Source organism: Flavobacterium branchiarum, from assembly GCF_030409845.1.
Classification (GTDB): Bacteria; Bacteroidota; Bacteroidia; order Flavobacteriales; family Flavobacteriaceae; genus Flavobacterium; species Flavobacterium branchiarum.
Map to the genome: position 1 here is coordinate 1,491,392 of NZ_JAUFQQ010000005.1, position 23,361 is coordinate 1,514,752.

At 32.4% G+C, this 23,361-nt stretch carries 19 protein-coding genes; 11 read left to right on the top strand and 8 right to left on the bottom strand.

What is annotated here, in order from left to right:
• Nucleotides 1–76: 76 nt before the first annotated feature.
• A complete protein-coding gene (locus QWY99_RS18420; RefSeq protein ID WP_290267178.1) occupies nucleotides 77–2,452 on the bottom strand; it encodes an efflux RND transporter permease subunit in 2,376 nt (791 codons plus the stop codon).
• Nucleotides 2,453–2,650: 198 nt separating this feature from the next.
• Here QWY99_RS18420 and QWY99_RS18425 point away from each other — a divergent pair, with 198 nt between their 5' ends.
• The 5 genes from QWY99_RS18425 to QWY99_RS18445 all read left to right on the top strand — a co-directional run bounded on the left by QWY99_RS18425 (nucleotide 2,651) and on the right by QWY99_RS18445 (nucleotide 9,085).
• Nucleotides 2,651–4,921 (top strand): cation:proton antiporter, encoded by a 2,271-nt coding sequence (locus QWY99_RS18425; protein WP_290267179.1) that lies wholly within the window; start codon nucleotides 2,651–2,653, stop codon nucleotides 4,919–4,921.
• A 3-nt stretch (nucleotides 4,922–4,924) separates the two neighbouring features.
• Nucleotides 4,925–5,254, top strand: coding sequence for a DMT family transporter (locus QWY99_RS18430; protein ID WP_290267180.1), 330 nt, complete (start codon nucleotides 4,925–4,927; stop codon nucleotides 5,252–5,254).
• Nucleotides 5,255–5,258: 4 nt separating this feature from the next.
• The gene (locus QWY99_RS18435; protein WP_290267181.1) at nucleotides 5,259–6,014 is read left to right on the top strand and encodes a sensor histidine kinase; all 756 of its coding nucleotides are present in this window, start codon (nucleotides 5,259–5,261) and stop codon (nucleotides 6,012–6,014) included.
• Entirely contained in the window at nucleotides 5,983–6,702 is a 720-nt protein-coding gene (locus tag QWY99_RS18440; protein WP_290267182.1) for a LytR/AlgR family response regulator transcription factor, read from the top strand. Before QWY99_RS18435 ends, QWY99_RS18440 begins: the two co-directional genes overlap by 32 nt.
• A gap of 112 nt (nucleotides 6,703–6,814) precedes the next feature.
• Nucleotides 6,815–9,085, top strand: a complete 2,271-nt coding sequence (locus QWY99_RS18445; RefSeq protein ID WP_290267183.1) for a cation:proton antiporter — start codon at nucleotides 6,815–6,817, stop codon at nucleotides 9,083–9,085.
• A gap of 43 nt (nucleotides 9,086–9,128) precedes the next feature.
• On the opposite strand, the gene QWY99_RS18450 is transcribed toward QWY99_RS18445, so the two are convergent.
• From QWY99_RS18450 to pyrH, 3 genes are all read right to left on the bottom strand, one after another.
• On the bottom strand, nucleotides 9,129–11,627 hold the full coding sequence (locus QWY99_RS18450) for a DUF5686 family protein (RefSeq protein WP_290267184.1): 2,499 nt from the start codon (nucleotides 11,625–11,627) through the stop codon (nucleotides 9,129–9,131).
• A 106-nt stretch (nucleotides 11,628–11,733) separates the two neighbouring features.
• A complete protein-coding gene (gene frr, locus QWY99_RS18455) occupies nucleotides 11,734–12,297 on the bottom strand; it encodes a ribosome recycling factor (protein WP_290267185.1) in 564 nt (187 codons plus the stop codon).
• A 72-nt stretch (nucleotides 12,298–12,369) separates the two neighbouring features.
• Nucleotides 12,370–13,077, bottom strand: a complete 708-nt coding sequence (gene pyrH / locus QWY99_RS18460; protein WP_086896117.1) for a UMP kinase — start codon at nucleotides 13,075–13,077, stop codon at nucleotides 12,370–12,372.
• A gap of 197 nt (nucleotides 13,078–13,274) precedes the next feature.
• On the opposite strand from pyrH, the gene QWY99_RS18465 reads away from it, so the two are divergent.
• Nucleotides 13,275–13,877: a thioredoxin family protein gene (locus tag QWY99_RS18465; protein ID WP_290267186.1), complete on the top strand. Its 603-nt coding sequence runs from the start codon at nucleotides 13,275–13,277 to the stop codon at nucleotides 13,875–13,877.
• Nucleotides 13,878–14,281: 404 nt separating this feature from the next.
• Here QWY99_RS18465 and truB read toward each other — a convergent pair whose 3' ends face one another.
• Genes truB through QWY99_RS18485 form a run of 4 tightly spaced genes read right to left on the bottom strand, consistent with a single transcriptional unit; the run spans nucleotide 14,282 to nucleotide 16,940 of the window.
• Nucleotides 14,282–14,968: a tRNA pseudouridine(55) synthase TruB gene (truB, locus tag QWY99_RS18470; RefSeq protein WP_290268254.1), complete on the bottom strand. Its 687-nt coding sequence runs from the start codon at nucleotides 14,966–14,968 to the stop codon at nucleotides 14,282–14,284.
• Nucleotides 14,969–14,970: 2 nt separating this feature from the next.
• The gene (locus QWY99_RS18475; RefSeq protein ID WP_290267187.1) at nucleotides 14,971–15,768 is read right to left on the bottom strand and encodes an undecaprenyl-diphosphate phosphatase; all 798 of its coding nucleotides are present in this window, start codon (nucleotides 15,766–15,768) and stop codon (nucleotides 14,971–14,973) included.
• The gene (locus QWY99_RS18480; protein ID WP_290267188.1) at nucleotides 15,769–16,017 is read right to left on the bottom strand and encodes a DUF3098 domain-containing protein; all 249 of its coding nucleotides are present in this window, start codon (nucleotides 16,015–16,017) and stop codon (nucleotides 15,769–15,771) included. It lies immediately after the preceding gene.
• 47 nt (nucleotides 16,018–16,064) lie between these two features.
• Nucleotides 16,065–16,940 (bottom strand): cell division protein FtsX, encoded by an 876-nt coding sequence (locus tag QWY99_RS18485; RefSeq protein WP_290267189.1) that lies wholly within the window; start codon nucleotides 16,938–16,940, stop codon nucleotides 16,065–16,067.
• A gap of 164 nt (nucleotides 16,941–17,104) precedes the next feature.
• Between QWY99_RS18485 and QWY99_RS18490 the strand changes: the two genes are divergently transcribed.
• The 5 genes from QWY99_RS18490 to QWY99_RS18510 all read left to right on the top strand — a co-directional run bounded on the left by QWY99_RS18490 (nucleotide 17,105) and on the right by QWY99_RS18510 (nucleotide 23,294).
• Nucleotides 17,105–20,380: a leucine--tRNA ligase gene (locus tag QWY99_RS18490; RefSeq protein WP_290267190.1), complete on the top strand. Its 3,276-nt coding sequence runs from the start codon at nucleotides 17,105–17,107 to the stop codon at nucleotides 20,378–20,380.
• 201 nt (nucleotides 20,381–20,581) lie between these two features.
• A complete protein-coding gene (locus QWY99_RS18495; protein WP_290267191.1) occupies nucleotides 20,582–21,433 on the top strand; it encodes an alpha/beta fold hydrolase in 852 nt (283 codons plus the stop codon).
• Entirely contained in the window at nucleotides 21,433–21,903 is a 471-nt protein-coding gene (locus QWY99_RS18500) for an RNA polymerase sigma factor (RefSeq protein ID WP_290267192.1), read from the top strand. Before QWY99_RS18495 ends, QWY99_RS18500 begins: the two co-directional genes overlap by 1 nt.
• Nucleotides 21,893–22,489, top strand: coding sequence for a hypothetical protein (locus tag QWY99_RS18505; protein WP_290267193.1), 597 nt, complete (start codon nucleotides 21,893–21,895; stop codon nucleotides 22,487–22,489). The genes QWY99_RS18500 and QWY99_RS18505 overlap by 11 nt, the downstream gene beginning before the upstream one ends.
• 118 nt (nucleotides 22,490–22,607) lie before the next feature.
• Complete coding sequence (locus QWY99_RS18510; protein ID WP_290267194.1) at nucleotides 22,608–23,294, top strand: zinc metallopeptidase; 687 nt, start codon at nucleotides 22,608–22,610, stop codon at nucleotides 23,292–23,294.
• The last annotated feature ends 67 nt before the right edge of the window (nucleotides 23,295–23,361 follow it).

The window sequence follows — 23,361 nt, forward strand, 5'->3', positions numbered from 1 at the left end:
TTGCAATCCAAACCTATGCAGGAGAATAGAGAAACTTTACTTCAATGGGGGATTTATTATAAAAAAAAAGGAGAGATTAAATCTCTCCTTTTGCACTATCTAAACTATCTTCTTTTTTAGTTTTTTTCTTTTCGAATGTCAACACCAAGGCTGGTAAGACTAATAAGTTGGCAAACATAGCAAATGCCAGCGTACATGAAATTAATCCTCCAAGAGCGATTGTTCCACTAAAACTTGAAAGCGTAAAAGTAGCAAAACCAAGAATCAATACCACCGAAGTATAGAAAGTACTAATTCCGGTTTCTCTCAATGCGCTGAAAACTGATTTTTTGACCTTCCCGTTATTCTGCAATAAATCATCACGGTATTTTGCCATAAACTGAATGGCATTATCTACAGATATTCCGAACGCGATGCTAAACACTAAAATCGTTGATGGCTTAAGCGGAATACCCAAGTACCCCATTAACCCAGACGTAATACAAAGCGGTAGAATATTTGTTATAACTGATGCAAAAACCATTTTAAACGATCTAAACAAATACAACATAAGCACTGCAATAACAAAAATTGCAAAAATTAGCGATTCGATTAAATTATCTACTAAATATGAAGTTCCTTTCTGGAAAACTAACGCCTTACCTGTTACCGTAACTTCATAGCGATCCTTAGGGAAAATTTCATTAATTTTAGAATGAAGCTTCTTCTCTACTTTGGCCATTTCATCAGTACCAATATCTTTCATAAAAGTTGTAATTCGAGCGTATTGACCTGTCGAATCTACATAACTTTTCATTAAATTATCTTTATTGTTTTTTACTGCATTTTTAGCATAAGATAAAATAAACGTCTGTTCCTGCGAAGTAGGCAATTGATAATACTCTGGTTTTCCGTTGTAAAAAGCTTGTTTCGAATATTTAACCAAATTCACAATAGAAACTGGTTTAGATAATTCTGGCATACTTTCAATCGTACTCTGAAGTTCATCCATTTTACGCATTGTCGATAATTTCATAACCCCTTTTTTACGCTTGGTGTCAATCATTATCTCTAATGGCATTACTCCATTAAATTCCTTTTCGTAAAACAGAATATCTTTAAAGAAAGAAGCACTCTTTGGCATTTCTCCAATCAAACTTCCTGAAACTTTCATTTGTGAAACCCCAATAATACTAAGTAGTAAAAATAGTCCGTAAACAATATAGATCACTTTTCGTTTGTTTCTAACAATATCTTCTACCTTATTTAGCAATGCCGAAATATAGTTTTTTGATAAATGGTACAAATGTTTTTCATCTGGAACAGACATAAAACTATACACAATTGGCACAATTAAAAGTGTCAAGAAATAAACCGAAATAACATTAATAGATGTTACTAATCCAAATTCAAAAAGCAAATCATTTCCAGTAATCATAAAGGTTGCAAATCCAACCGCAGTAGTAAGATTCGTCATTAGAGTCGAAACTCCAATTTTAGAAATAATACGTTGCAAAGCCTTTGCCTGATTATTGTGTAGTTTTATTTCCTGCTGGTATTTATTAATCAAGAAAATACAATTCGTAATTCCGATAACGATAATCAAAGGCGGAATTATAGCTGTTAAAACTGTGATTTTATAATGAAATAATCCAAGTGTTCCAAAAGACCAAATTACACCAACAATTAAAATACAGATGGAAATAAAAGTCGCTCTAAATGAACGGAAAAAGAAAAAGAAAATCAGCGAAACGGTAAGCAAAGCTGCACCTATGAAAAGGCCAATTTCACCTTTCATATTATCTGCGTTGATTGTTCTTATGTAAGGCATTCCAGAAACACGCAAATCGATTCCTGTAGTTTTTTCGAACTTATCAATCTTAGGAACTAAATTTTCAAGAATAAAAGTTTTTCTTTCCGCAGTATTGACAAGCTTTTTATTCATATAAACAGCCGATCGAATACTTCCACTTTCTTTGTTGAATAAAAGTCCTTCATAAAACGGCAAATTATGAAACAAATCATATTGAACCGTTTTTAAATACTCGGGATCAAGCGCTTTCTTTTTATCAATAAACGGAGCTAAGACAAATTTTTCGTTTACAGTATCTTTTTCTAATTTTTTCAAATCACTTAAAGAAACTACCAAATCGACCTCTTTAGCCTTTCTTAAACCTGTCATTAATTCATTCCAGGCAGCATATTTTTTTGGTGTAAAAAAAGTAGAATCCTTAAAACCAATCACTATAAGATTTCCTTCTTCGCCAAACTTATCTAAAAACTTCTGATAATCTTTATTTGCGATATGACTCTTAGGCAACAAGTTGGCCTCTGTATAAGTCATAGCAAGGTTTTTCCATTGGTAACCAAGGAAAAGTGTAATTGCAATTATAATCCCTAAAATTACAATCCTATTTTTGAGTATCATTCTAGCTATTAATTCCCAAAAACCTACATTCGATTTCTTTTTCATAAAAATTTTAAAAATGGTTGCAAATGTAATGAAAAACACAGGAAAGGATATATTTAGGTTGCTCTTTTATGTTGTTAGATGTATAAATTATCGTTAATTTTTTACAATAAATTGACTGAAATTGATACAATTTGTTAGCATCCTTTTCTAATATTTGTATTATTTTTGAGAAAATAATTACAATATTTAAAATACAGGATGAAGAACTACAAAAACGCATTGTTTTATATAGGAATAACTGGAGGCTTTACAGCTTTAATATACTGGATTATCACTAAGGGAAAATACTTAGAAGCAAATAAAACAATAGAAGTTTTAGGATCTGGAAAAGGTTCATGGTTTGATTTTATTGCGTCGATGCAATCCAATTTTCAAGACCCACTTGCTATTTTATTAGCGCAAATAATAACAATCATTTTTGTAGCTCGTTTTTTTGGATGGATTTTCAAACGCATAGGACAACCCTCTGTAATAGGCGAAATTATTGCTGGTATTGTTCTAGGACCCTCTTTATTAGGACTCTATTTCCCAGAATTTTCGATGGCTTTATTTCCTGTTGAATCATTAGGTAACCTGAAATTTTTAAGTCAGATTGGGTTAATTCTTTTCATGTTTGTCATTGGAATGGAACTCGATTTAAAAGCTTTAAAAAATAAAGCCAACGAAGCTGTAGTAATAAGTCATGCCAGTATAGTAATTCCTTTTGCCCTAGGTATAGGTCTCGCTTATTTTGTCTATAACCGCTTTGCTCCAGAGGGAGTTCAATTTCTATCCTTTAGTTTGTTTATGGGTATTGCCATGAGTATTACTGCATTTCCTGTTTTGGCTCGAATTGTACAAGAACGCGGCATTCATAAAACCAAACTTGGTACCATTGTGATTACTTGTGCTGCCGCAGATGATATTACTGCTTGGTGCTTGCTTGCTGTTGTTATTGCTATCGTAAAAGCAGGATCTTTTGTAAGTTCTATATACATTATCTCTTTGGCTGTACTTTATGTTCTTGCAATGCTTTACATTGTAAAACCATTTTTAAAACGAATTGGTGATTTATACGGCTCGAAATCTAGTATTGACAAACCTGTTGTTGCTATTTTTGTACTTACTCTTATTGTTTCTTCATATGCAACCGAGGTAATTGGTATTCATGCCCTTTTTGGCGCTTTTATGACAGGAGCAATCATGCCCGATGTTCCTAAGTTCAGAACTATGTTTATTGAAAAAGTTGAAGATGTATCGGTAATCTTACTTCTTCCTCTTTTCTTTGTTTTCACAGGTTTAAAAACCGAAATAGGTCTTATTAATGATCCTTATTTATGGAGTGTAACCGGGATGATAATTCTAGTTGCTGTTGTCGGTAAGTTTTTTGGTAGTGCTTTTGCAGCAAAATTTGTCGGACAAAGCTGGAAAGACAGTTTAACCATTGGTGCCTTAATGAATACCCGAGGATTAATGGAATTGGTTGTGCTAAACATCGGATTGGAACTTAAAGTTCTAACACCCGAAGTTTTTACGATGATGGTAATCATGGCATTGGTAACTACTTTTATGACAGGTCCTGCTTTAGATCTTATTGATTATGTATTTAAAACCAAAGAAGTTCCTGCTGAAGAAGAACCTTTGACAGAAAATAAATACCGAGTCTTAATTTCATTTGGAAACAATGAAAAAGGAAAATCGCTTTTGCGATTAGCCAATAGCTTAGTAAGAAAACAAAAAGACACCTCAGAAGTTACAGCAATGCATTTGTCCTTAAGCAATGAAATGCACGCTTTTAATATTGACCACAAAGAGGAAGAAAGTTTTAATCCTATAATCGAAGAATCTAAAATTCTGAAACAAGAAATCACAACTATTTTTAAGGCAACTATTGATATCGAAACTGACATTGCCGATATTGCAAATCAAGGCGATTATGACTTATTATTAGTTGGTTTGGGACAATCAATTTTTGAAGGTACATTATTAGGAAAAGTAATTGGATTTACTACCCGAATTATTAATCCTGACCGACTTATTGATAAATTTATAGGCAAGGAAGGTTTGTTTCAAAACTCTCCTTTTGACGAAAGAACGCGACAAATCGTATCTAGAACCAAAATGCCTTTAGGTATACTGATAGATAAAGAATTACAAAGTGTGAATCAGGTATTTATACCAATCTTTAATATCGAAGATATGTTCTTGATAGATTACGCACAGAAGCTAATATTCAATAACAATTCACATATTATGTTTCTAGATGTAAATGGCAATATAGAGACAAATTTTGTAATTAAGAGTGCTATTACTACCTTGGAGCAAAATTTTCCTAAAAACATTTCGATGATGAACGATAGAATCATCAAAAAGGAGTTTTTAGACAAACAAGATCTAATGATTATTAGCTTGGAAAGCTGGAAAGCATTAGTCGACTCTAGAAGCACTTGGTTAAGCAATGTGCCTTCTGTATTAATTATTAAACCCTAAAAAATGAATTGGATTTTACTTGTAATAGCTGGGCTATTCGAAGTAGGTTTTGCCTCTTGTCTTGGCAAAGCCAAAGAAACATCTGGAATTGTAGCCACATACTGGATGATTGGATTTTTTGTATGCCTTACAATTAGTATGCTTTTATTATACAAAGCGACGCAAGTTTTACCTATCGGAACCGCTTATGCTGTATGGACAGGAATTGGAGCTGTAGGAACTGTTCTGGTTGGAATTCTTATTTTTAAAGAGCCTGCAACATTTTGGAGAATATTTTTCTTAACAACTTTAATAGCTTCAATTATTGGACTAAAATTTGTTTCAAGCCATTAATAACATGCAAACAAGCACTACTATAACTAATCTTCTACTAGCAATAATTCTTTTGCTAGTAGCCTTGATTGGCTATGTCGTCTACCAATTGGTTCAGTCTAGAAAAGCCAAAGAAATAGCCGAAAAGAATTTCTATTTACTAGAGATGAAAGTAAATGATTTACAATTAGAAACATTAGAATCCAAACTTAATCCACATCTTTTCAAGAATATCCTTAATTCAATTCAATCACATGCGTACCAAACTTATTTTGCATTAGATAAATTGGCCAACGTACTTGATTACATTCTTTACGAAAGCAAAAAAAAGCTAGTAACTCCAAAAGAAGAAATTGAATTTGCACTGAACTTAATCGAAATCAACAAAATAAAAATCAGTCCTCTTTTTGAATTAAAAGTAAAAACTAATATTGGAGAAGACGAAAAACTATACGAGCAACCATTACTTGCTCCTTTAATTTCTATCGATTTAATCGAAAACGCTTTTAAACATGCCGACATACAAAATGCAGACGCCTTTATTTCTGTAATATTCGAACTTAAAGACAATAATTTCTCTCTAACTGTTTCTAATAAAATATCGGATAAAAAAGTACTAAAGAAAGAACGAAGCGGTATAGGAAACGCAACATTAGAACAACGTTTAAAAATTATATACAAAAATCAATTCAAACTTGATAAATTTGTAGAGAACGATACCTACATTGCTCATTTAAAAATTAATCTACTTGAATACAAAACTCAAATGCTTACTACTTGATGATGAGTTACCTGGATTAACTTATCTAAAAATGCTATGTGAGCAAATCCCCGAATTAGAGGTTGTAAAAGCGTTTAATAATCCCGAAAAATTATTGTCTGAAATTCCAAATCTAGATTTCGATTTAGTAATTTCTGATATAGAAATGCCTGGAATTGACGGATTAAATTTAGCTCGTTTGCTCGAAAACAAATTAGTTGTTTTTTGTACTGCTTACAAAGATTATGCTGCCGAAGCTTTTGATATTGATGCCGTAGATTACATTACAAAACCTGTAAAATTAGAGCGTTTACAAAAAGCCGTTTCTAAGGCGCTTGAGCAATACAACAAACCCGAAGCTGTTAAAACCTTCATGCAGTTAAATACAGACAAAGGAAAAACCTTATTGTATTTTAATCAAATTCAATACATAGAAACTGCCACAACAGACAGCCGAGACAAAACGGTACTTCTTAGTGATGGAAGCTTTCTTACTTTAAAAAACATCAACTTTGGTTCACTACTAAAACAATTGCCAGAGTCCTATTTTTGCCGAGTAAATAAAAAGGAAATAATTGCAATGAGTGCTATTAAATTTTTCAATCACAACGAAATAGTACTGCATCAACAAAGAAAAAACGGAACAAACATTACACTTTCTTTGAGCGAAACCTACCGATCTGACTTTTTACTTAAAGTAAAAATATAAGTTATTACATAATTTCCCCATCTTATTACATCTAATTAGAATTAGCTCCGAATTTCCTTTTTTCCTCAAAAGTCACTCCGCATCTTTACACAATAAATCAAAATGACGTGATATGAAGAACATCAAAAATTCATTATTTTATCTCATAATTATTGGTGGATTTTCTGCTTTAATTTATTTGGTAATCTCAAAAGGAAAAGCATTAGAAATAGGAAGGGAAATCGTTGAGAAAAAAATTGAAAGTAGCCATTGGAATGATTTCCTTTCGGCAATGATTGACAATTTACAACATCCTCTTGCTATTTTACTTGCCCAAATTATTACAATTATTTTGGTAGCACGTTTCTTCGGATGGGTTTTTAGAAAAATTGGCCAACCCTCTGTAATTGGAGAAATGGTTGCCGGTATTGTTTTAGGACCATCCCTTATCGGAATGTACTTTCCTGAATTCTCAGCTACCTTATTCCCACAAGAATCTTTAGGGAATTTACAATTTTTAAGTCAGATAGGTTTAATACTTTTTATGTTCGTAATTGGTATGGAGCTAGACTTAAAAGTACTTAAAAACAAAGCACATGAGTCTGTTGTTATTAGCCATGCTAGTATCGTAATTCCATTTGCTCTAGGTTTAACTTTAGCCTATTTCATTTATCATACTTTCGCCCCTGTTGGAGTTGAATTTGCTTCTTTTGGACTATTCATGGGAATTGCCATGAGTATTACTGCATTTCCAGTATTAGCTAGAATTGTTCAAGAACGAGGTATGCAAAAAACCAAACTCGGAACCATTGCCATAACTTGTGCTGCCGCCGATGATATTACTGCTTGGTGTATTCTAGCTGTAGTAATCGCTATTGTAAAAGCAGGTTCGTTTACTAGTTCCTTATACGTAATAGGATTAGCAATCATATATGTGATTGTAATGCTTAAAATAGTTCGTCCGTTTTTAAAACGTGTAGGTGACTTAAATTCAACTCGTGAAAGTTTAAACAAACCGGTTGTTGCTATTTTCTTTTTGACACTTTTATTTTCATCTTATGCTTCAGAGCTAATAGGAATTCACGCCTTATTTGGTGCTTTTTTAGCAGGAGCTATCATGCCTGAAAACCATAAATTCCGTAATATTTTTATCGAAAAAGTTGAAGATGTATCTGTTATTATTTTACTTCCTTTATTCTTTGTTTTTACAGGATTACGTACGCAAATCGGCTTATTAAATGACCCTTACTTATGGAAAGTTACTGGAGTAATCATTGCAGTAGCAGTTGTTGGAAAATTCTTTGGAAGTGCCTTTGCAGCCAAATTTGTAGGCCAAAGCTGGAAAGATAGCTTAGCCATTGGCGCTTTGATGAATACGCGTGGCTTAATGGAATTGGTTGTTTTAAATATAGGTTACGATTTAGGTGTTTTATCTACTGAGATATTCACTATGATGGTAATTATGGCATTGGTTACAACCTTCATGACTGGGCCTGCTTTAGATTTTATCAACTTTATTTTTAAAGACAAGAAAACTATCGTTCCAGAAGAAATAGGAAACAAAAGCAAATACAAAATTCTATTTTCATTTGATACTCCCGAAAAAGGAAAAACATTATTGCGAATTGCAAATAGCTTGACTAAAAAACAACCTGACAACACCATTGTAACTGCAATGCACTTATCATTAAGCTCAGAATTACATCCGTTTGAAGTGAAAGATTATGAGAGAGAAATGCTTTTACCAGTTATATCTGAATCAGAAAGTTTAAATCAAAACATGGTTAGTCTTTTTAAATTATCAAATGATATTGATGCTGACATAACCGAAACCGCAAATCAAGGCGAATATGATTTATTATTAGTTAGTTTAGGACAATCTATTTTTGAAGGAACGCTACTGGGTAAGATACTTGGATTCACAACCAGAATAGTAAATCCAGACCGTTTAATCGACAAATTCACAGGAAAGGAAGGATTATTTGAAAACTCTCCTTTTGACGAAAGAACGAGACATGTTATCACTAAGAGTAAAATGCCTGTTGGAATTTTTATTGATAAGGAATTGAATGAAATCAATCAGGTTTTCATGCCTATTTTCAGCAAAGAAGATGCTTTCCTTATTGAATATGCTAAAAAATTAATTAATAATAATGGTTCCCAAATCACGATTTTAGATGCTAGTGGTGAATTGAAAAACACTCGCGACATGCAAGAATCTATCCGATCTATCGAACAAATTGCTCCCAATCATATTATGCTAATGCACGATAGAACAATTAAAAAAGAATTTTTAGAGCATCAAGATTTAATGATTATTAGTTTAGACAGCTGGAAAAAACTAATTGAATCTCAAAGTACATGGCTTAATAATACGCCATCAGTTTTAATTCTAAAACCTTAATAGTTTTAAAAATCCCATTCAAATCTGGATGGGATTTTTTTATTTAGATACCTAAATTAAGTACAAAACTCAATTTAACGGCTATGTTGTCTTCAAATCTTGGCAACTGATTTGGGCCATAACGATAGAATCCGCTTAATCCTAAACCATTAAATATCTGATTAATTTCTATACCAGATTCAATAAACCCTTTATTTAAAGTCTTATAATCGATTCCAACATGTTGTTCAGGTTTTTTCATGTTTCCCCAAGCCATACGCGAAACCAATACTAAAGAGGGTCTCACTTTTTTGATTATTTTTAAGCGGTTAAAACCGTGCTTAACTTGAAAAATTGCATATTCGCTTGAAAAAAACTCATTAAAAAACATGGTTTCAAAACTATTTCTTCCTGCAAATGTTATCCTCTGAATCATTGTTTCTTTGGTAATATTATTCGGAGAGGTATTATACAGATGGGTAATAGGCACATCTCCCATTGCATAACCTCCTTGAAAAAGCAAACTTGTTTTTTGTCCGTTTAGATATTTTTTTTCGTACTCCGTTTTAAAATCGATCTTAGAGAAATTAAAATCATTTTCTGCTACTTGAGGCAACGACTGTGTGTATTGGATTGTAAACTTTGGAAATCTCTTCTCAATCTCGATTCTACCATTAGGTGTTTGCATATAATCACTAAAAGGATTCCAAGCCAATGAAAGCATAGCTGTTGTCATAACATAATTAGTATACAACCTTCCGTTTAGATTATAAGCATAATCAAATTTAGGCTCAACATAAGAACGTGAAATTTCAAAAAAACTTTCTGTCTTTGGAACAATACGCGTAGTCAAATAAGCATTCCAACTAACATACTTATAAAATGTACTAATGTTTATAGGTCGAGGATCATATAGTTTAAACACTCTTTTATCAACTGCAAAAACAGTACTACCAATCTCCCTTACATCATTAGTATAAGACGCTCCTACCCATGTATTCGAAAACCCTTCTACTCGAGTCGATAAGTCTAAATTATACTTAAAAGCTCCATCTTTGGTTCCATAGCCTCCGTAAGCACCTATTTTATATTTCTTTGAAAAAAGCTCATTAGTAACTCCGCCTAGGCCAAGTCTAAACCCCTCATAATTATTATAACTAAACAATTTTCTTAAATCTAGATCGACTACACTTATTGGTAAATACCCATTGATTATTTTTCTACCAAACCAGATTTTGCTTTCAATTCTTTTCTTTAATGAAATACTGTCAAGCAACATATATGTTCTTTGAGAGCGAATATCCAAACTATCTTTTCGATATTTATTCCAAAAACTTTCTGTCTTTTTTATAGCATCGTCTTTAATCTCAATATATATAGAAGGATTTTTTATTTCTATAGGAGTATTATAATGAATATCAAAATTTTTGCTTTCTGACTCTAAATAAGTATAGTCTGATGCTGCTTTTTTTCTTTGTGAGTCTTCTTTTTCTTCATCTCCATCAAACTGAATTGTTCCTCCAAGAATTTTAATATCGTCGTCGTTCTTACCTTTTACAATTTTAAAAGTAGATCCCTTAGGAAACCATATTTCCTGGTCAGGGACATAATCAAACTCATGTGTTCCGCTAATATCTAGTACACCTTTAATTCGCATTACTGCTTTTGCAATAGCATAACTATCCTGATCAATGTAAAGAACCCCTTGAAGACCCAATTCAGGTTTCCTCATTCGGTTTTTAAAGTAAACCATGTATGTTTTTCTAGCATTAATTAAAACGGTGTCTAGTAACTTGTAATTGTAATCTTTTAAAGCATCCTTGGCAATTGGACTATTATACTTTGTTTCGAAGAGTTCATAATTTGAATCGTAAATAGAAATAGATTGCAAGTTAAAAGCAATGACTTCGTAGATAGGTTGCTTGAAACCAGCCATTTTTGTTCCTAAAATTGTTTCTTTTAGTCTATTATTTTCAAATTGATATTGTGAAACTTTTTCGGTTTGAAACAAATGTTGTTTATTAGAAATCTCTTTGAATTTATAATTAGCAGAATCAACTTTAATAAATCGTCGACCTATAGCTTCTTGCACAAAAATGGAATCTAACTTTGAACTTATAGAATCTGGATTAGCAGTAACTATTAATTTATTATACGTTTTATACTCAAAACTGGCTAACTTTTTTTGCGGATTATTCTTGTTCTTATTCTCAATAGCTTTCTTTATAATAGCCAAAGCTTGGTTATCGTTTGAGATGATAACTTCATTTAAAACAGCTGTAGACGCTACTAATCCAACTTTATAAAACTTTTTGTCAGCAGAAGTATGTGTTATAACCGAAGTATATCCGACATAAGAAACCGTAAAATATTCAATACTAGAATCAGATTCCAGTGTAAATTTACCATTAACATCAGTGATAAAATTCACCCCATCATTAGTATTGATTGTAGCAAAAGGGAGTGGTTTATTTGTAACTTTTTCAGTTACAATTCCGTTTATCTGGAATTGCGCTTGTAGAGAAAGCGTGAAAAATAATGTTAAGAAACACAATAACTTCATACAGAAAACAATGTTACAAATTAGGTCTGTTATAGTACAAAAGTAAGCATAAAAAAATCCGTCTCGTATAAAATTAACAAGACGGATTTTTAAACTTTAAAAAAAATTAAACCTTCATGATCTCAGCTTCTTTATTAGCCAATAATTCATCAATTTTTTTAATATAACTGTTCGTTAGGTTTTGTACTTCTTCTTCAGCGCTTTTACACACATCTTCTGAAGTTCCCTCTTTTTCTAATTTTTTAATATCTGTGTTAGCGTCTTTACGAACATTTCTTACACCAATTTTAGCATCTTCTGCTTCAATTTTTGCTTGTTTTGCCAAATCTCTACGACGCTCTTCTGTTAATGGTGGAACACTGATAATAACCATATCACCGTTATTCATTGGATTAAATCCAATATTAGCAACCATTATTGCTTTTTCAATTGTTTGCAACATGTTTTTTTCAAAAGGTTGCAAAGTAATTGTTCTTGCGTCAGGAACACTAATTTTTGCTACTTGTGATAGCGGTGTTGCTGAACCATAATAATCGACAAAAACACTCCCTAGCATAGCTGGAGATGCTTTTCCTGCACGAATATTTAGAAATTCTTTTTCTAAATGCGCAATAGAATTTGCCATTGATTCTTTAGTGCTATCTAAGATAAATTCGATTTCTTCAGTCATATTTTTAAGTTTTCAGTTTTCAATTTCAGTTATCAGTTCAAGTCGATAATCACGACTATAACCACAACTGAATTATATATTTACTACAGTACCAATATTTTCACCTTCGCAAATTTTCAATAAATTTCCAATTTTGTTCATATCAAAAACTACAATTGGCAATTTATTTTCTTGACTTAATGTAAAAGCAGTTGTGTCCATTACATTTAATCCTTTTTTAAGTACATCTTCAAAAGAGATAAAGTCAAATTTTACAGCACTTGCGTTTTTCTCAGGGTCTGAATCGTAAACACCGTCTACGCGAGTTCCTTTTAAGATAACATCTGCATTAATTTCGATTCCTCTTAAAACTGCAGCAGTATCTGTTGTAAAGTAAGGATTTCCAGTACCTGCACCAAAAATTACAATTCTATTTTTCTCAAGGTGGCGTACTGCTCTTCTTTTAATATAAGGTTCTGCAATTGATTCGATTTTTAGAGCTGTTTGCAAACGTGTCAACATTCCTTTATTTTCCAAAGCGCCTTGTAATGCCATTCCGTTAATTACGGTAGCAAGCATTCCCATATAATCACCTTGTACTCTATCCATTCCTGAACTTACTCCAGAAACTCCTCTAAAAATGTTTCCTCCTCCTATTACAATTGCAATTTCTACTCCCTTTGCATGAATTTGCTTGATTTCTTCAGCATATTCGTCCAATCTTTTTGGGTCGATTCCGTATTGTAAATCTCCCATTAAAGCTTCTCCACTTAGTTTAAGAAGAATTCTTTTGTATTTCATTTCTATGTTGCGTTGGTTTGTGCAAATATAGACATATTCTGATTTTTAAAAATAGAGTTTTGAAAAAATTAATTTATCTTCTATCTTTTACTTAAAAACCTTAATTTAAATAATGTATTTAGGATGCAACATGACAAAAATCAGCCTCAATCTCTTTTAAATCTGTAAATTTGTATTCATACACAAAAAATAAACTTATGCAAAATAGTATTACCAATGCACTGTCTAACAGTTATTCATATACCGAATACCGTAAACTAGTTACTGATTTACTGGCCGAAGGAAAAGCAACAGGAGACGAACAATCTGAGGACCTAACAAATTACAGTCGTTTGAATGAAACGCGAATGAATCGGTTAGAAAAAACAATAAAAATCACCGATTCAACAATTTCTAAACTACAAAACCTGCGCAAGAATTATATTTGGCTCGTTATTTCTGAAGGTTGGTGTGGCGATGCAGCCCAATTGTTACCCATTATTTACAAAATGGCAACAGCATCTAATGACAAAATTGAGCTAAAAATTGTACTTCGTGATGAGAATCCTGATTTAATGAATTTATTTTTGACGAATGGAGGAAAAGCAATTCCGAAATTAATCATTATTGACAAAGAGAACCTCGAAGTTATTGCCGATTGGGGACCTCGTCCAAAAGGAGCTATTGAATTAGTCACTAATTATAAAAAGGAATTTGGAGTTATTGATGAAACCATTAAAACAAATTTACAATTGTGGTACTTACACGACAAAGGAATTTCAACTCAAGAAGAAATTATGAAAATAATGGAAAACCGTTAATCACAACCTTTTCTAATTGCTAAAATTGTAATTTCCCCTCCACAAAAAAACACAAACAACTGAAAAACAGAGATTAATGAGCTAAAACTTTTATTTTAATCAAAAAAAAACGTACCTTGTAGCAAGAATCCCATTTCTGCTATTTGCTTTTACTATTTGGTGTTTACTTTAATGTCTAACAATTTAAAAAACATCTATTATGAAAAAGTTATTTGAAAAGTTTTATAATTTCTTTTCGACCATTTTATTTGGAGGAAAAAAAACGTCTCATTATTAACTCTTAAAAACACAGAATGAATAACATTACTTTTAAATTTACAACCTAGCACATTACTACATCTTAATTGTAATGTGTTAGGTTATTTTATGAAAATGATTATTTATGTTTTTCTCAAAAAAGACACCTATAGACTTTCTTCAAACAAAGTAACATCAGTCGCGTCTTTCACATCGTAATCCCCAATTTTGGTACGACGTAAAGCTGTTAAATGAGAACCTGAATTCATAGCTTTTCCAAAATCGAATGCTAACGAACGAATATAAGTTCCCTTACTACAAACCACTCTGAAATCAATTTCTGGAAGTGCAATTCTTGTAATTTCAAATTCATGAATTGTAGTTTTTCGACTTGCAATTTCAATAGTTTCACCAGCACGAGCATGCTCATACAAACGAACTCCATCTTTTTTTATAGCCGAATATATTGGTGGCTTCTGATCTATTTCGCCCAAAAATTGCTTAACAGTTTCATGAATCAATACCTCATCAATATGTGCTGTTGGAAAAGTTTGATCTATTTCAGTTTCTAAATCATACGAAGGTGTTGTTGCTCCAATAGAGAAAGTACCAGTGTACTCTTTGGCCTGGCCTTGCAACTCAGAAATTCTTTTGGTAAACTTGCCTGTACAAATAAGCAACAATCCAGTAGCCAAAGGATCTAATGTTCCTGCATGGCCAATTTTGAACTTCTTAGGAAGCCCAACCTTATTTATTAATGCGTATTTTAATTTATTCACTGCCTGGAAAGAACTCCAGTTTAAAGGCTTATCTATCAGTAAAACTTGTCCGTTTAAAAATTCTTCGGGAGTAATCATTATATAATTGTAAGCGGATGAAACAAGAAATGTATCAATAACAACACAATCCCTGCAATAATACGGTAGTAACCAAATACTTTGAATCCGTTTTTAGTCAAAAATCCAATAAAAGTTTTAATAGCCAAAAGTGCTACTATAAAAGCGACTACATTACCAATAATCAATAAATTAACTTGATCGTGTGATAATTCGAATCCTGCTTTATAGTAATCATAACATTTTTTAGCCGTAGCACCAAACATGGTAGGAACTGCCAAAAAGAATGAAAACTCAGCAGCTGTTGTTCTTGACAACTTTTGTGACATTCCTCCAACTATACTCGCTCCACTTCTTGAAACCCCTGGGATCATTGCCAAACATTGGAACATTCCAATTTTAAAAGCTTGTAAATACGTGATTTCTTGCGAAGTTTCGGCAGTATTTGGGTTATTAAACCATTCATCTACCTTTAGCAAAATAACTCCTCCTATTAAAAGAGAAACTGCAACTGTAACAGGGTTTTCTAGTAAACTATCAATAACATCACTTAATAGTAATCCTAAAACAACTGCTGGTATAAATGCGACTAATAATTTAAAATAAAAATCAAGTGTCTGAAAGAAACGCTTGAAATATAAAACCACTACCGAAAGAATAGCTCCTAGCTGAATTACAATTGTAAACAATTTTGTAAAATCATCGTGGGCAATCCCAAAAAAAGAAGAGGCAATAATCATGTGGCCAGTTGAAGAAACAGGTAAAAACTCTGTAATTCCCTCAATAATGGCTAAAACAATAGCTTGTAAAGTATTCATTTATGCTTTTTTTGGATTTTTAAGAATTGCATAAATTGTAATTCCAAAACCTATTAAAACAGTAGTTGGAGCCAAACGAATACGTCTAAAATTAAAGATCTCTTCATTAAAAACATTTGGATCATTACTTCCTCCACCCGCCATCAGCATAAAACCTAGAGCAATTACACCAATTCCGATCAATAAAATTTTATAATTTACTTTATCAAAAAGAAATTCTTTTTTATTTTGTTCTCCTTTATTTTCCATTTTCATTTTTTTTTACCCTGAACAAAGTCACAGGCAAGCCTATTTTATTAATATAAATCGTCTGTTCTTAAATTTAAGAAACGTTGTGTTGCAAAGTGTGTACTTAACCAAGTTATTAAAACTCCGATTCCTAAAACCGTCAATAAAACCAATCCGATAAGTGCTTTGTCTTCTAATATTCCAAGTCCTGGAAAATTAGTATCTACGTAAATCAAAAGCCCGATTAAAGCAACAATTGCTAAACCTGCTCCTAATAATCCAAGTTTAATACTTCGCATTACAAATGGCTTACGAATAAATGATTTTGTAGCACCAACCATTTGCATCGTCTTAATGATAAATCGATTTGAATGTATTGACAAACGCAATGAACTATTGATAAGCAGCACCGCAATTACGGTTAAAAATCCACTTACAATTAAAATCCACATACTCACTTTTTTGATATTATCATTAACCAGATTCACCAATTGTTTATCATAAACAATATCAGAAATCATAGTGTTTTTACGTAAGCGACTTTCTATTTTAGCAATACTATCTTTAACTACATAATCGGCTTTTAAGTGAATATCATACGAATTCAATAATGGATTTTCTCCTAAAAACGTTAAGAAATCTTCTCCAATAATATCCGTATGCTGTTTTGCAGCCTCTTCTTTAGTAACATAAACAAATGATCTAGCGAAAGGTGCTCTTTTTAATTCTGCATTGAATGCTTTTATAATGCTATCATTAGCTTCATTTTTAAAGAAAACCGTCATCGCGATTTTTTCTTTAAAGTCATCTGCTAGTTTTTTAGAATTAATAATGAATAATCCTAGTACTCCCAAAAGGAATAAAACCAGAAATACGCTCAATACAACCGAAAAATAAGAGGAAATTAACCTGCGTTTTTGAAATTTATCAAAGTTAGAACTCATAGTTTGCTTAAATTATGTGGTAAAAATAATAAAGAATTTCATTATTTGAAGTTAATAACGCCCAAAGTTTTAACTTTCGTACAATAAATGTAAATTTGCCAACTTATAATTCATTGTGAAAAAACCTTAGAAACTTTGTCACCTTGCAACTTTGAACCTTAGACATGAAATACAATCCGATTGAAATAGACGCCAAATGGCAAAAATATTGGGCAGACAATAAAACTTTTGCAGCCGAGAACAACTCCGAAAAACCAAAACATTATGTACTCGATATGTTTCCTTATCCATCTGGAGCAGGACTTCACGTAGGGCACCCGCTAGGTTATATTGCTTCTGATGTATATTCTCGTTTTAAGAGACACCAAGGTTTTAATGTTTTGCACCCAATGGGCTACGACAGCTTTGGTTTGCCTGCTGAACAATATGCTATACAAACAGGACAACGTCCTGAGGATACAACTCGTGTAAACATTGATGGTGGTGTAGATAAAGAAGGAAAACAAATTGCTGGATACAGAAAACAATTAGATAAAATAGGTTTTTCATTTGATTGGGATAGAGAAGTTCGTACTTCTAATCCAGATTACTATAAACACACACAATGGATTTTCATTCAATTGTTCAATTCTTGGTATAATAAAGATTCTGACAAAGCCGAAGATGTTTCGACTTTGATTGCAATTTTTGAAAATGAAGGAAATGCAACTGTTAATGCTGTTTCTGATGACAAAATAGCTCCATTTACGTCAAGCGAATGGAAATCTTTTTCATCTGATGAACAACAAAAAATATTATTACAATACAGATTAACGTACTTAGCAGAAACTGAAGTAAACTGGTGTCCCGGTTTAGGAACAGTTTTAGCAAATGACGAAATTATAAACGGTGTTTCTGAGCGTGGTGGTTACCCTGTAATCCGTAAAAAAATGACACAATGGAGCATGCGTATTTCTGCTTATGCAGAACGTTTGTTACAAGGTCTTAACGATATCGATTGGAGCGAAAGCATCAAAGAAAGTCAGCGTAACTGGATTGGAAAATCAGTTGGCGCGTTAGTAACTTTCCCCATCCTATCCTTCCCCGAAGGGGAAGAGAACCCAGACTCTATACAAACTTTGGGTTATATGACAGGCGGAAACAATTCACATTTATTGCTTGAAAAAGCTAAAGAAATGAGAAATAATCCTACTGAAGCAGAAAAAGTTTTATGGCTTAATTTAAAATCAAAAGCACTAGACTACAAGTTTAGACAACAACATTTAATTGATGATTTTATAGTAGACTTTGTCTGTCTATCTAAAAAATTAATAATCGAAGTTGATGGTGAAATTCACAATAGCCAAGTTGAAGCTGATGCTGAAAGAACTAAAATTCTTAATGAAAAAGGATTTAAAGTAATCCGATTCAACAATAAAGAAGTATTAAATAATATTGATAGTGTCTTAAACATTATTAAACATGAATTACTTCACGCTGTAGTTCCCCCTTCGGGGGCTAGGGGGATTTCTGTTTTCACAACTCGTCCTGATACTATTTTTGGAGTTAGCTTTATGACCTTAGCACCAGAACACCCTTTGGTCGCTGAAATTACTACTCCAGAACAAAAAACAGCTATTGAAGCGTATATAGAGAAAACTGCAAAACGTTCTGAACGTGAGCGTATGGCTGATGTAAAAACCATTTCGGGTGTATTTACTGGAGCTTATGCAGAACATCCTTTTACAAAAGAACCTATTCCGGTTTGGATTGGTGATTATGTTTTAGCAGGTTACGGAACTGGTGCCGTTATGGCGGTTCCTTGTGGAGACGAAAGAGATTATGCTTTTGCAAATTTCTTTAAAGGTCAAAACGGAATGCCAGCAATCAAAAATATTTTTGATAAGGATATTTCTGAAGCTGCTTTTGGATCAAAAGAAGGATTCAAATTAGTTGATTCTGATTTCTTAAACGGATTAGGCTACAAAGAAGGAACTCAAAAAGCAATTGCAGCATTAGAAGAAATAAATCAAGGAATGGGTAAAACCAATTACCGTTTGCGTGATGCAGTATTTTCACGTCAGCGCTATTGGGGAGAGCCTTTCCCTGTATATTATGTAAATGGATTGCCACAAATGATTGCATCACAACATTTACCAATTATCTTACCTGAAGTTGAGAAATATTTACCAACCGAAGATGGATTGCCTCCTTTAGGAAATGCAGCTGTTTGGGCTTGGGACACAAAAACAAATACAGTTGTAAATACTGATTTGGTAGATCATGCAACAATTTTCCCATTAGAATTAAACACTATGCCAGGTTGGGCGGGAAGTTCTTGGTATTGGATGCGTTATATGGATGCACACAACGAAACCGAATTCGCCTCTAAAGAAGCTTTAACTTATTGGGAAAGTGTGGACTTATATATTGGTGGAAGCGAACATGCAACGGGACATTTATTATACTCTCGTTTTTGGAATAAATTCTTAAAAGATAAAGGTCTTGCTCCAACCGAAGAACCATTCAAAAAACTGATTAATCAGGGGATGATTTTAGGAACAACTGCTTTTGTTTATAGACTTGAAGGGACAAATACATTTGTATCTAAAAATAAAATTGAAGACAAGAGCGTTCAACCAATCCGCGTAGATGTTTCAATGGTAAATTCATCTGATGAATTAGACATTGAAAGATTCAAAGCTTGGAGAGATGATTTCCAAAATGCTGCATTTATTAATGATGAAAATGGTAAATATGTAGTAGGTCGCGAGGTTGAAAAAATGTCAAAATCATACTACAATGTAGTTACACCAGATGATATTTGTAATGAATACGGTGCAGATACATTACGTTTATACGAAATGTTCTTAGGTCCATTAGAACAAGCTAAACCTTGGAATACTGCAGGTATTTCGGGAGTATTTGGTTTTCTTAAAAAATTATGCCGTTTGTATTTTGATGATAATGGTTTAATTATTACCAACGACGAACCTACAAAAGACAACTTAAAATCATTACACAAAACCATTAAAAAAGTGGTAGAAGATATCGAGAATTTCTCTTTCAATACTTCTGTTTCTCAGTTTATGATTTGTGTGAATGAATTATCAGCTCAAAACTGTCATTCACGCGCTATATTAGAGCCTTTGGCAATTGTAATTTCGCCTTATGCTCCACATATTGCCGAAGAATTATGGTCAATATTAGGTCACACAACATCTATAGCAGCGGTTGCTTTCCCTACTTTTGAACCTAAACACCTAGTAGAAAGCAGTAAAGAATACCCTGTTTCATTTAACGGAAAAATGCGTTTCACAATCGAATTGCCTTTGGATTTAACTAAAGAAGAAATCGAAGAAATCATTATGAAAGACGAAAGAACATTAAAACAATTGGATGGTAAAACACCTAACAAAGTAATTATTGTTCCTGGAAAAATTATCAACCTTGTAGGATAAGAATTTTTCTTTTAATATCTAAAATCCAAATTCCAATGTATGTTGGGATTTGGATTTTTTTTGTTTAAAACTATTGCATTTCAAAGCCTCAATGCGTTTTTAATCAATTCATTTAAAAAAACACTTTAACTTTTGTAACATTTTAATTGTTCCTGTATCCAAAAGACGAATTTGATTAATTAACAATTTAAACCTATTAAAATGAAAAAGCATATCATCTTGGTTATCGCATTATTATTTTCGGCAGTATGCTTAAATGCATTTGCTCAAACAAAATCATATCCGTTTGAGGTTATTAAATCAGGAAAAGGAAAACAAACTATTTTATTTATTCCTGGCTTTGCTTCTTCTGGAGAAGTTTGGGATGATACAAAGGCTTACTTTGAAAATGATTTCACTTGTTACACATTTACAATGGCAGGCTTCGCAGGAGTTAAACCACAACCAAACGCTTCATTCAAAAATTGGGAAGATGCAATTGCCAGTTATATAAAAGACCATAAAATAGAAAAACCAATCATAATTGGACATAGCATGGGAGGCGGATTAGCACTAGCAATCGCAGCAGACTATCCTGATTTGATTGATAAAATTGTAGTTGTTGATGCTTTACCTTGCATGGGCGCCTTGATGGATCCTTCTTTTAAATCAAAAGAAAATAATGATTGTACCGAGATTGTTAACCAAATGACAAATATGAGTGAAAAACAATTTTATGAGAATCAAAAAAACTATCTTCCAAAACTTTCCCAAAACACCTCAAAACACGACTTACTGCTTAGTTGGAGCATGAAATCTGATAGAAAAACTTTTGGAGAAATGTTTTGTGATTTTTCAAATACTGATTTAAGAGATAAAATAGCAACTATAAAATGCCCCTCTTTAATATTACTCGAATCTTACTTCGTAAATTTAAAACCTGCTATCGAAGCTCAATATAAAAACTTAAAACAAGCAAATTTACAATATGCAAATAAAGGGCTACATTTCATCATGTATGACGACAAAGACTTTTATTTCTCACAGTTGAAAAACTTTATAAAAGCTAAATAATGGAGTTTAAAGAACTATACAAAATATACTGGCAAAAGATATTTCGATTATGCATGGGGTATGTAAATGACTATGATGTAGCTCAGGATTTAGCTCAGGAAACCTTTATTATTGTTTGGAAAAAACTCGATACTTTTCGTAATGAAGCAAACATAGGAACTTGGATTTTCAGAATTGCATCTAACAATTGCTTACGTCAAATAGAAAAGGATAAGCGTTTCTTAAAATCAGAATTACCCACCTATCTTACCGATGAAAAACAAGAAACACTAGAACCTCAAATCCAATTTTTATATAAATGTATTGCCGAATTACCAGAAACTGACCGTATCATTATTTCGCTAGAACTCGAAGACGTAAAACAAGCCGAAATAGCCAATATTGTTGGACTTTCAGAAGCCAATATAAGAGTGAAAATTCATAGAATAAAAGAAAAACTAACTCAGAAATTCAAAGAAAATGGACAATAATATCGACTTTAAAGACTTATGGAAAAAACAAGCTGTAAGTCAACCTAATATAGAGGAATTACGCTCTAGACTCAAACATTTTAAAAAAACTAGTTTGCGAATATTAATCATCACAAACATATTACTTATCCTAACCTGTTTATTTATTGCTTTTATATGGTATTACTTTCAACCTCAATACATAACAACTAAAATCGGAATTATTTTAACTATTCTTGCAATGGTCATTTATTTATTCGTGTACAATAAATTAATTCTCTTTTATCAAAACATTGACAACACACAAAGTAATAATGAATACCTTCAAAAATTGGTCACCATTAAAACAAAACAACATTTTTTACAATCATCTATATTGAGTTTGTATTTCATCCTACTTGGATCGGGAATATGCTTATATATGTATGAGTATGCATTGAAAATGACACTTTTTTGGGGGATTTTTGCATACGTAGCAATGCTAACATGGATCTGCTTTACTTGGTTTTATTTAAGACCCAAAGAAATCAAGAAACAACAACATAAAATCAATAGCCTTATTGCAAAATTTGAAGCTATAAACGACCAATTAAAATCGGATTTGTAACTAAAAAGTAACCTCTAAACTAAAAAAAGTTTAAAATGACAAAATGACATTTTAAAAATTTGGTTCAGAAATTGCTATTTATCTCATAACTTTAAACAATAAACTAAAAACAAAAGATATGGGAATGAGTTATTTAATTCTTGCTGGTGCGATTATGTTATTTAGCTGGTTAGTTAGTTCAAGACTGAAAAGCAAATTCGAACTATATTCAAAATTGCAATTACAAAACGGAATGACGGGTGCTGAGATTGCCGAAAAAATGCTTGCTGATAATGGTATTCGCGATGTGAGAGTTATTTCGACACCAGGTCAGTTAACAGATCACTATAATCCAGCAGATAAAACAGTAAACCTAAGTGAAGCTGTTTACAACCAACGTAATGCTGCGGCCGCTGCTGTTGCCGCACATGAATGCGGACACGCTGTACAACATGCAGTAGGTTACGAATGGCTAACGATGCGTTCTAGATTAGTACCAATCGTAAGTATTGCTTCAAATTATATGCAATGGATTTTACTTGCAGGTATTTTAATGCTTAAAACTTTTCCGCAATTATTATTAATTGGGATTATCATTTTTGCTGCTACAACTATATTTTCGATAGTGACTTTGCCTGTAGAATACGATGCTAGTAATCGTGCTCTTGCATGGCTAGAAAGCAAAAGAATGCTTACGCAACAAGAACAAGCTGGTGCAAAAGATGCTTTAAAATGGGCTGCAAGAACTTATGTAGTAGCTGCGATTGGATCAATTGCTACTTTACTATATTATGTCTCAATATATATGGGAGGAAGAAGAAATTAATAAAATAATTAAATCTATTATATAATTTCATGACCCTCGACAGATCTTTAAATCTGTCGAGGGTTTT

What these genes read in the sequence shown, in the direction of transcription:
- QWY99_RS18420 (WP_290267178.1), bottom strand. Translation starts at nt 2,452, where the DNA reads ATGAAAAAGAAATCGAATGTAGGTTTTTGGGAATTAATAGCTAGAATG.
- QWY99_RS18425 (WP_290267179.1), top strand. Translation starts at nt 2,651, where the DNA reads ATGAAGAACTACAAAAACGCATTGTTTTATATAGGAATAACTGGAGGC.
- QWY99_RS18430 (WP_290267180.1), top strand. Translation starts at nt 4,925, where the DNA reads ATGAATTGGATTTTACTTGTAATAGCTGGGCTATTCGAAGTAGGTTTT.
- QWY99_RS18435 (WP_290267181.1), top strand. Translation starts at nt 5,259, where the DNA reads ATGCAAACAAGCACTACTATAACTAATCTTCTACTAGCAATAATTCTT.
- QWY99_RS18445 (WP_290267183.1), top strand. Translation starts at nt 6,815, where the DNA reads ATGAAGAACATCAAAAATTCATTATTTTATCTCATAATTATTGGTGGA.
- QWY99_RS18450 (WP_290267184.1), bottom strand. Translation starts at nt 11,627, where the DNA reads ATGAAGTTATTGTGTTTCTTAACATTATTTTTCACGCTTTCTCTACAA.
- frr (WP_290267185.1), bottom strand. Translation starts at nt 12,297, where the DNA reads ATGACTGAAGAAATCGAATTTATCTTAGATAGCACTAAAGAATCAATG.
- pyrH (WP_086896117.1), bottom strand. Translation starts at nt 13,077, where the DNA reads ATGAAATACAAAAGAATTCTTCTTAAACTAAGTGGAGAAGCTTTAATG.
- QWY99_RS18465 (WP_290267186.1), top strand. Translation starts at nt 13,275, where the DNA reads ATGCAAAATAGTATTACCAATGCACTGTCTAACAGTTATTCATATACC.
- QWY99_RS18475 (WP_290267187.1), bottom strand. Translation starts at nt 15,768, where the DNA reads ATGAATACTTTACAAGCTATTGTTTTAGCCATTATTGAGGGAATTACA.
- QWY99_RS18480 (WP_290267188.1), bottom strand. Translation starts at nt 16,017, where the DNA reads ATGGAAAATAAAGGAGAACAAAATAAAAAAGAATTTCTTTTTGATAAA.
- QWY99_RS18485 (WP_290267189.1), bottom strand. Translation starts at nt 16,940, where the DNA reads ATGAGTTCTAACTTTGATAAATTTCAAAAACGCAGGTTAATTTCCTCT.
- QWY99_RS18490 (WP_290267190.1), top strand. Translation starts at nt 17,105, where the DNA reads ATGAAATACAATCCGATTGAAATAGACGCCAAATGGCAAAAATATTGG.
- QWY99_RS18495 (WP_290267191.1), top strand. Translation starts at nt 20,582, where the DNA reads ATGAAAAAGCATATCATCTTGGTTATCGCATTATTATTTTCGGCAGTA.
- QWY99_RS18500 (WP_290267192.1), top strand. Translation starts at nt 21,433, where the DNA reads ATGGAGTTTAAAGAACTATACAAAATATACTGGCAAAAGATATTTCGA.
- QWY99_RS18505 (WP_290267193.1), top strand. Translation starts at nt 21,893, where the DNA reads ATGGACAATAATATCGACTTTAAAGACTTATGGAAAAAACAAGCTGTA.
- QWY99_RS18510 (WP_290267194.1), top strand. Translation starts at nt 22,608, where the DNA reads ATGGGAATGAGTTATTTAATTCTTGCTGGTGCGATTATGTTATTTAGC.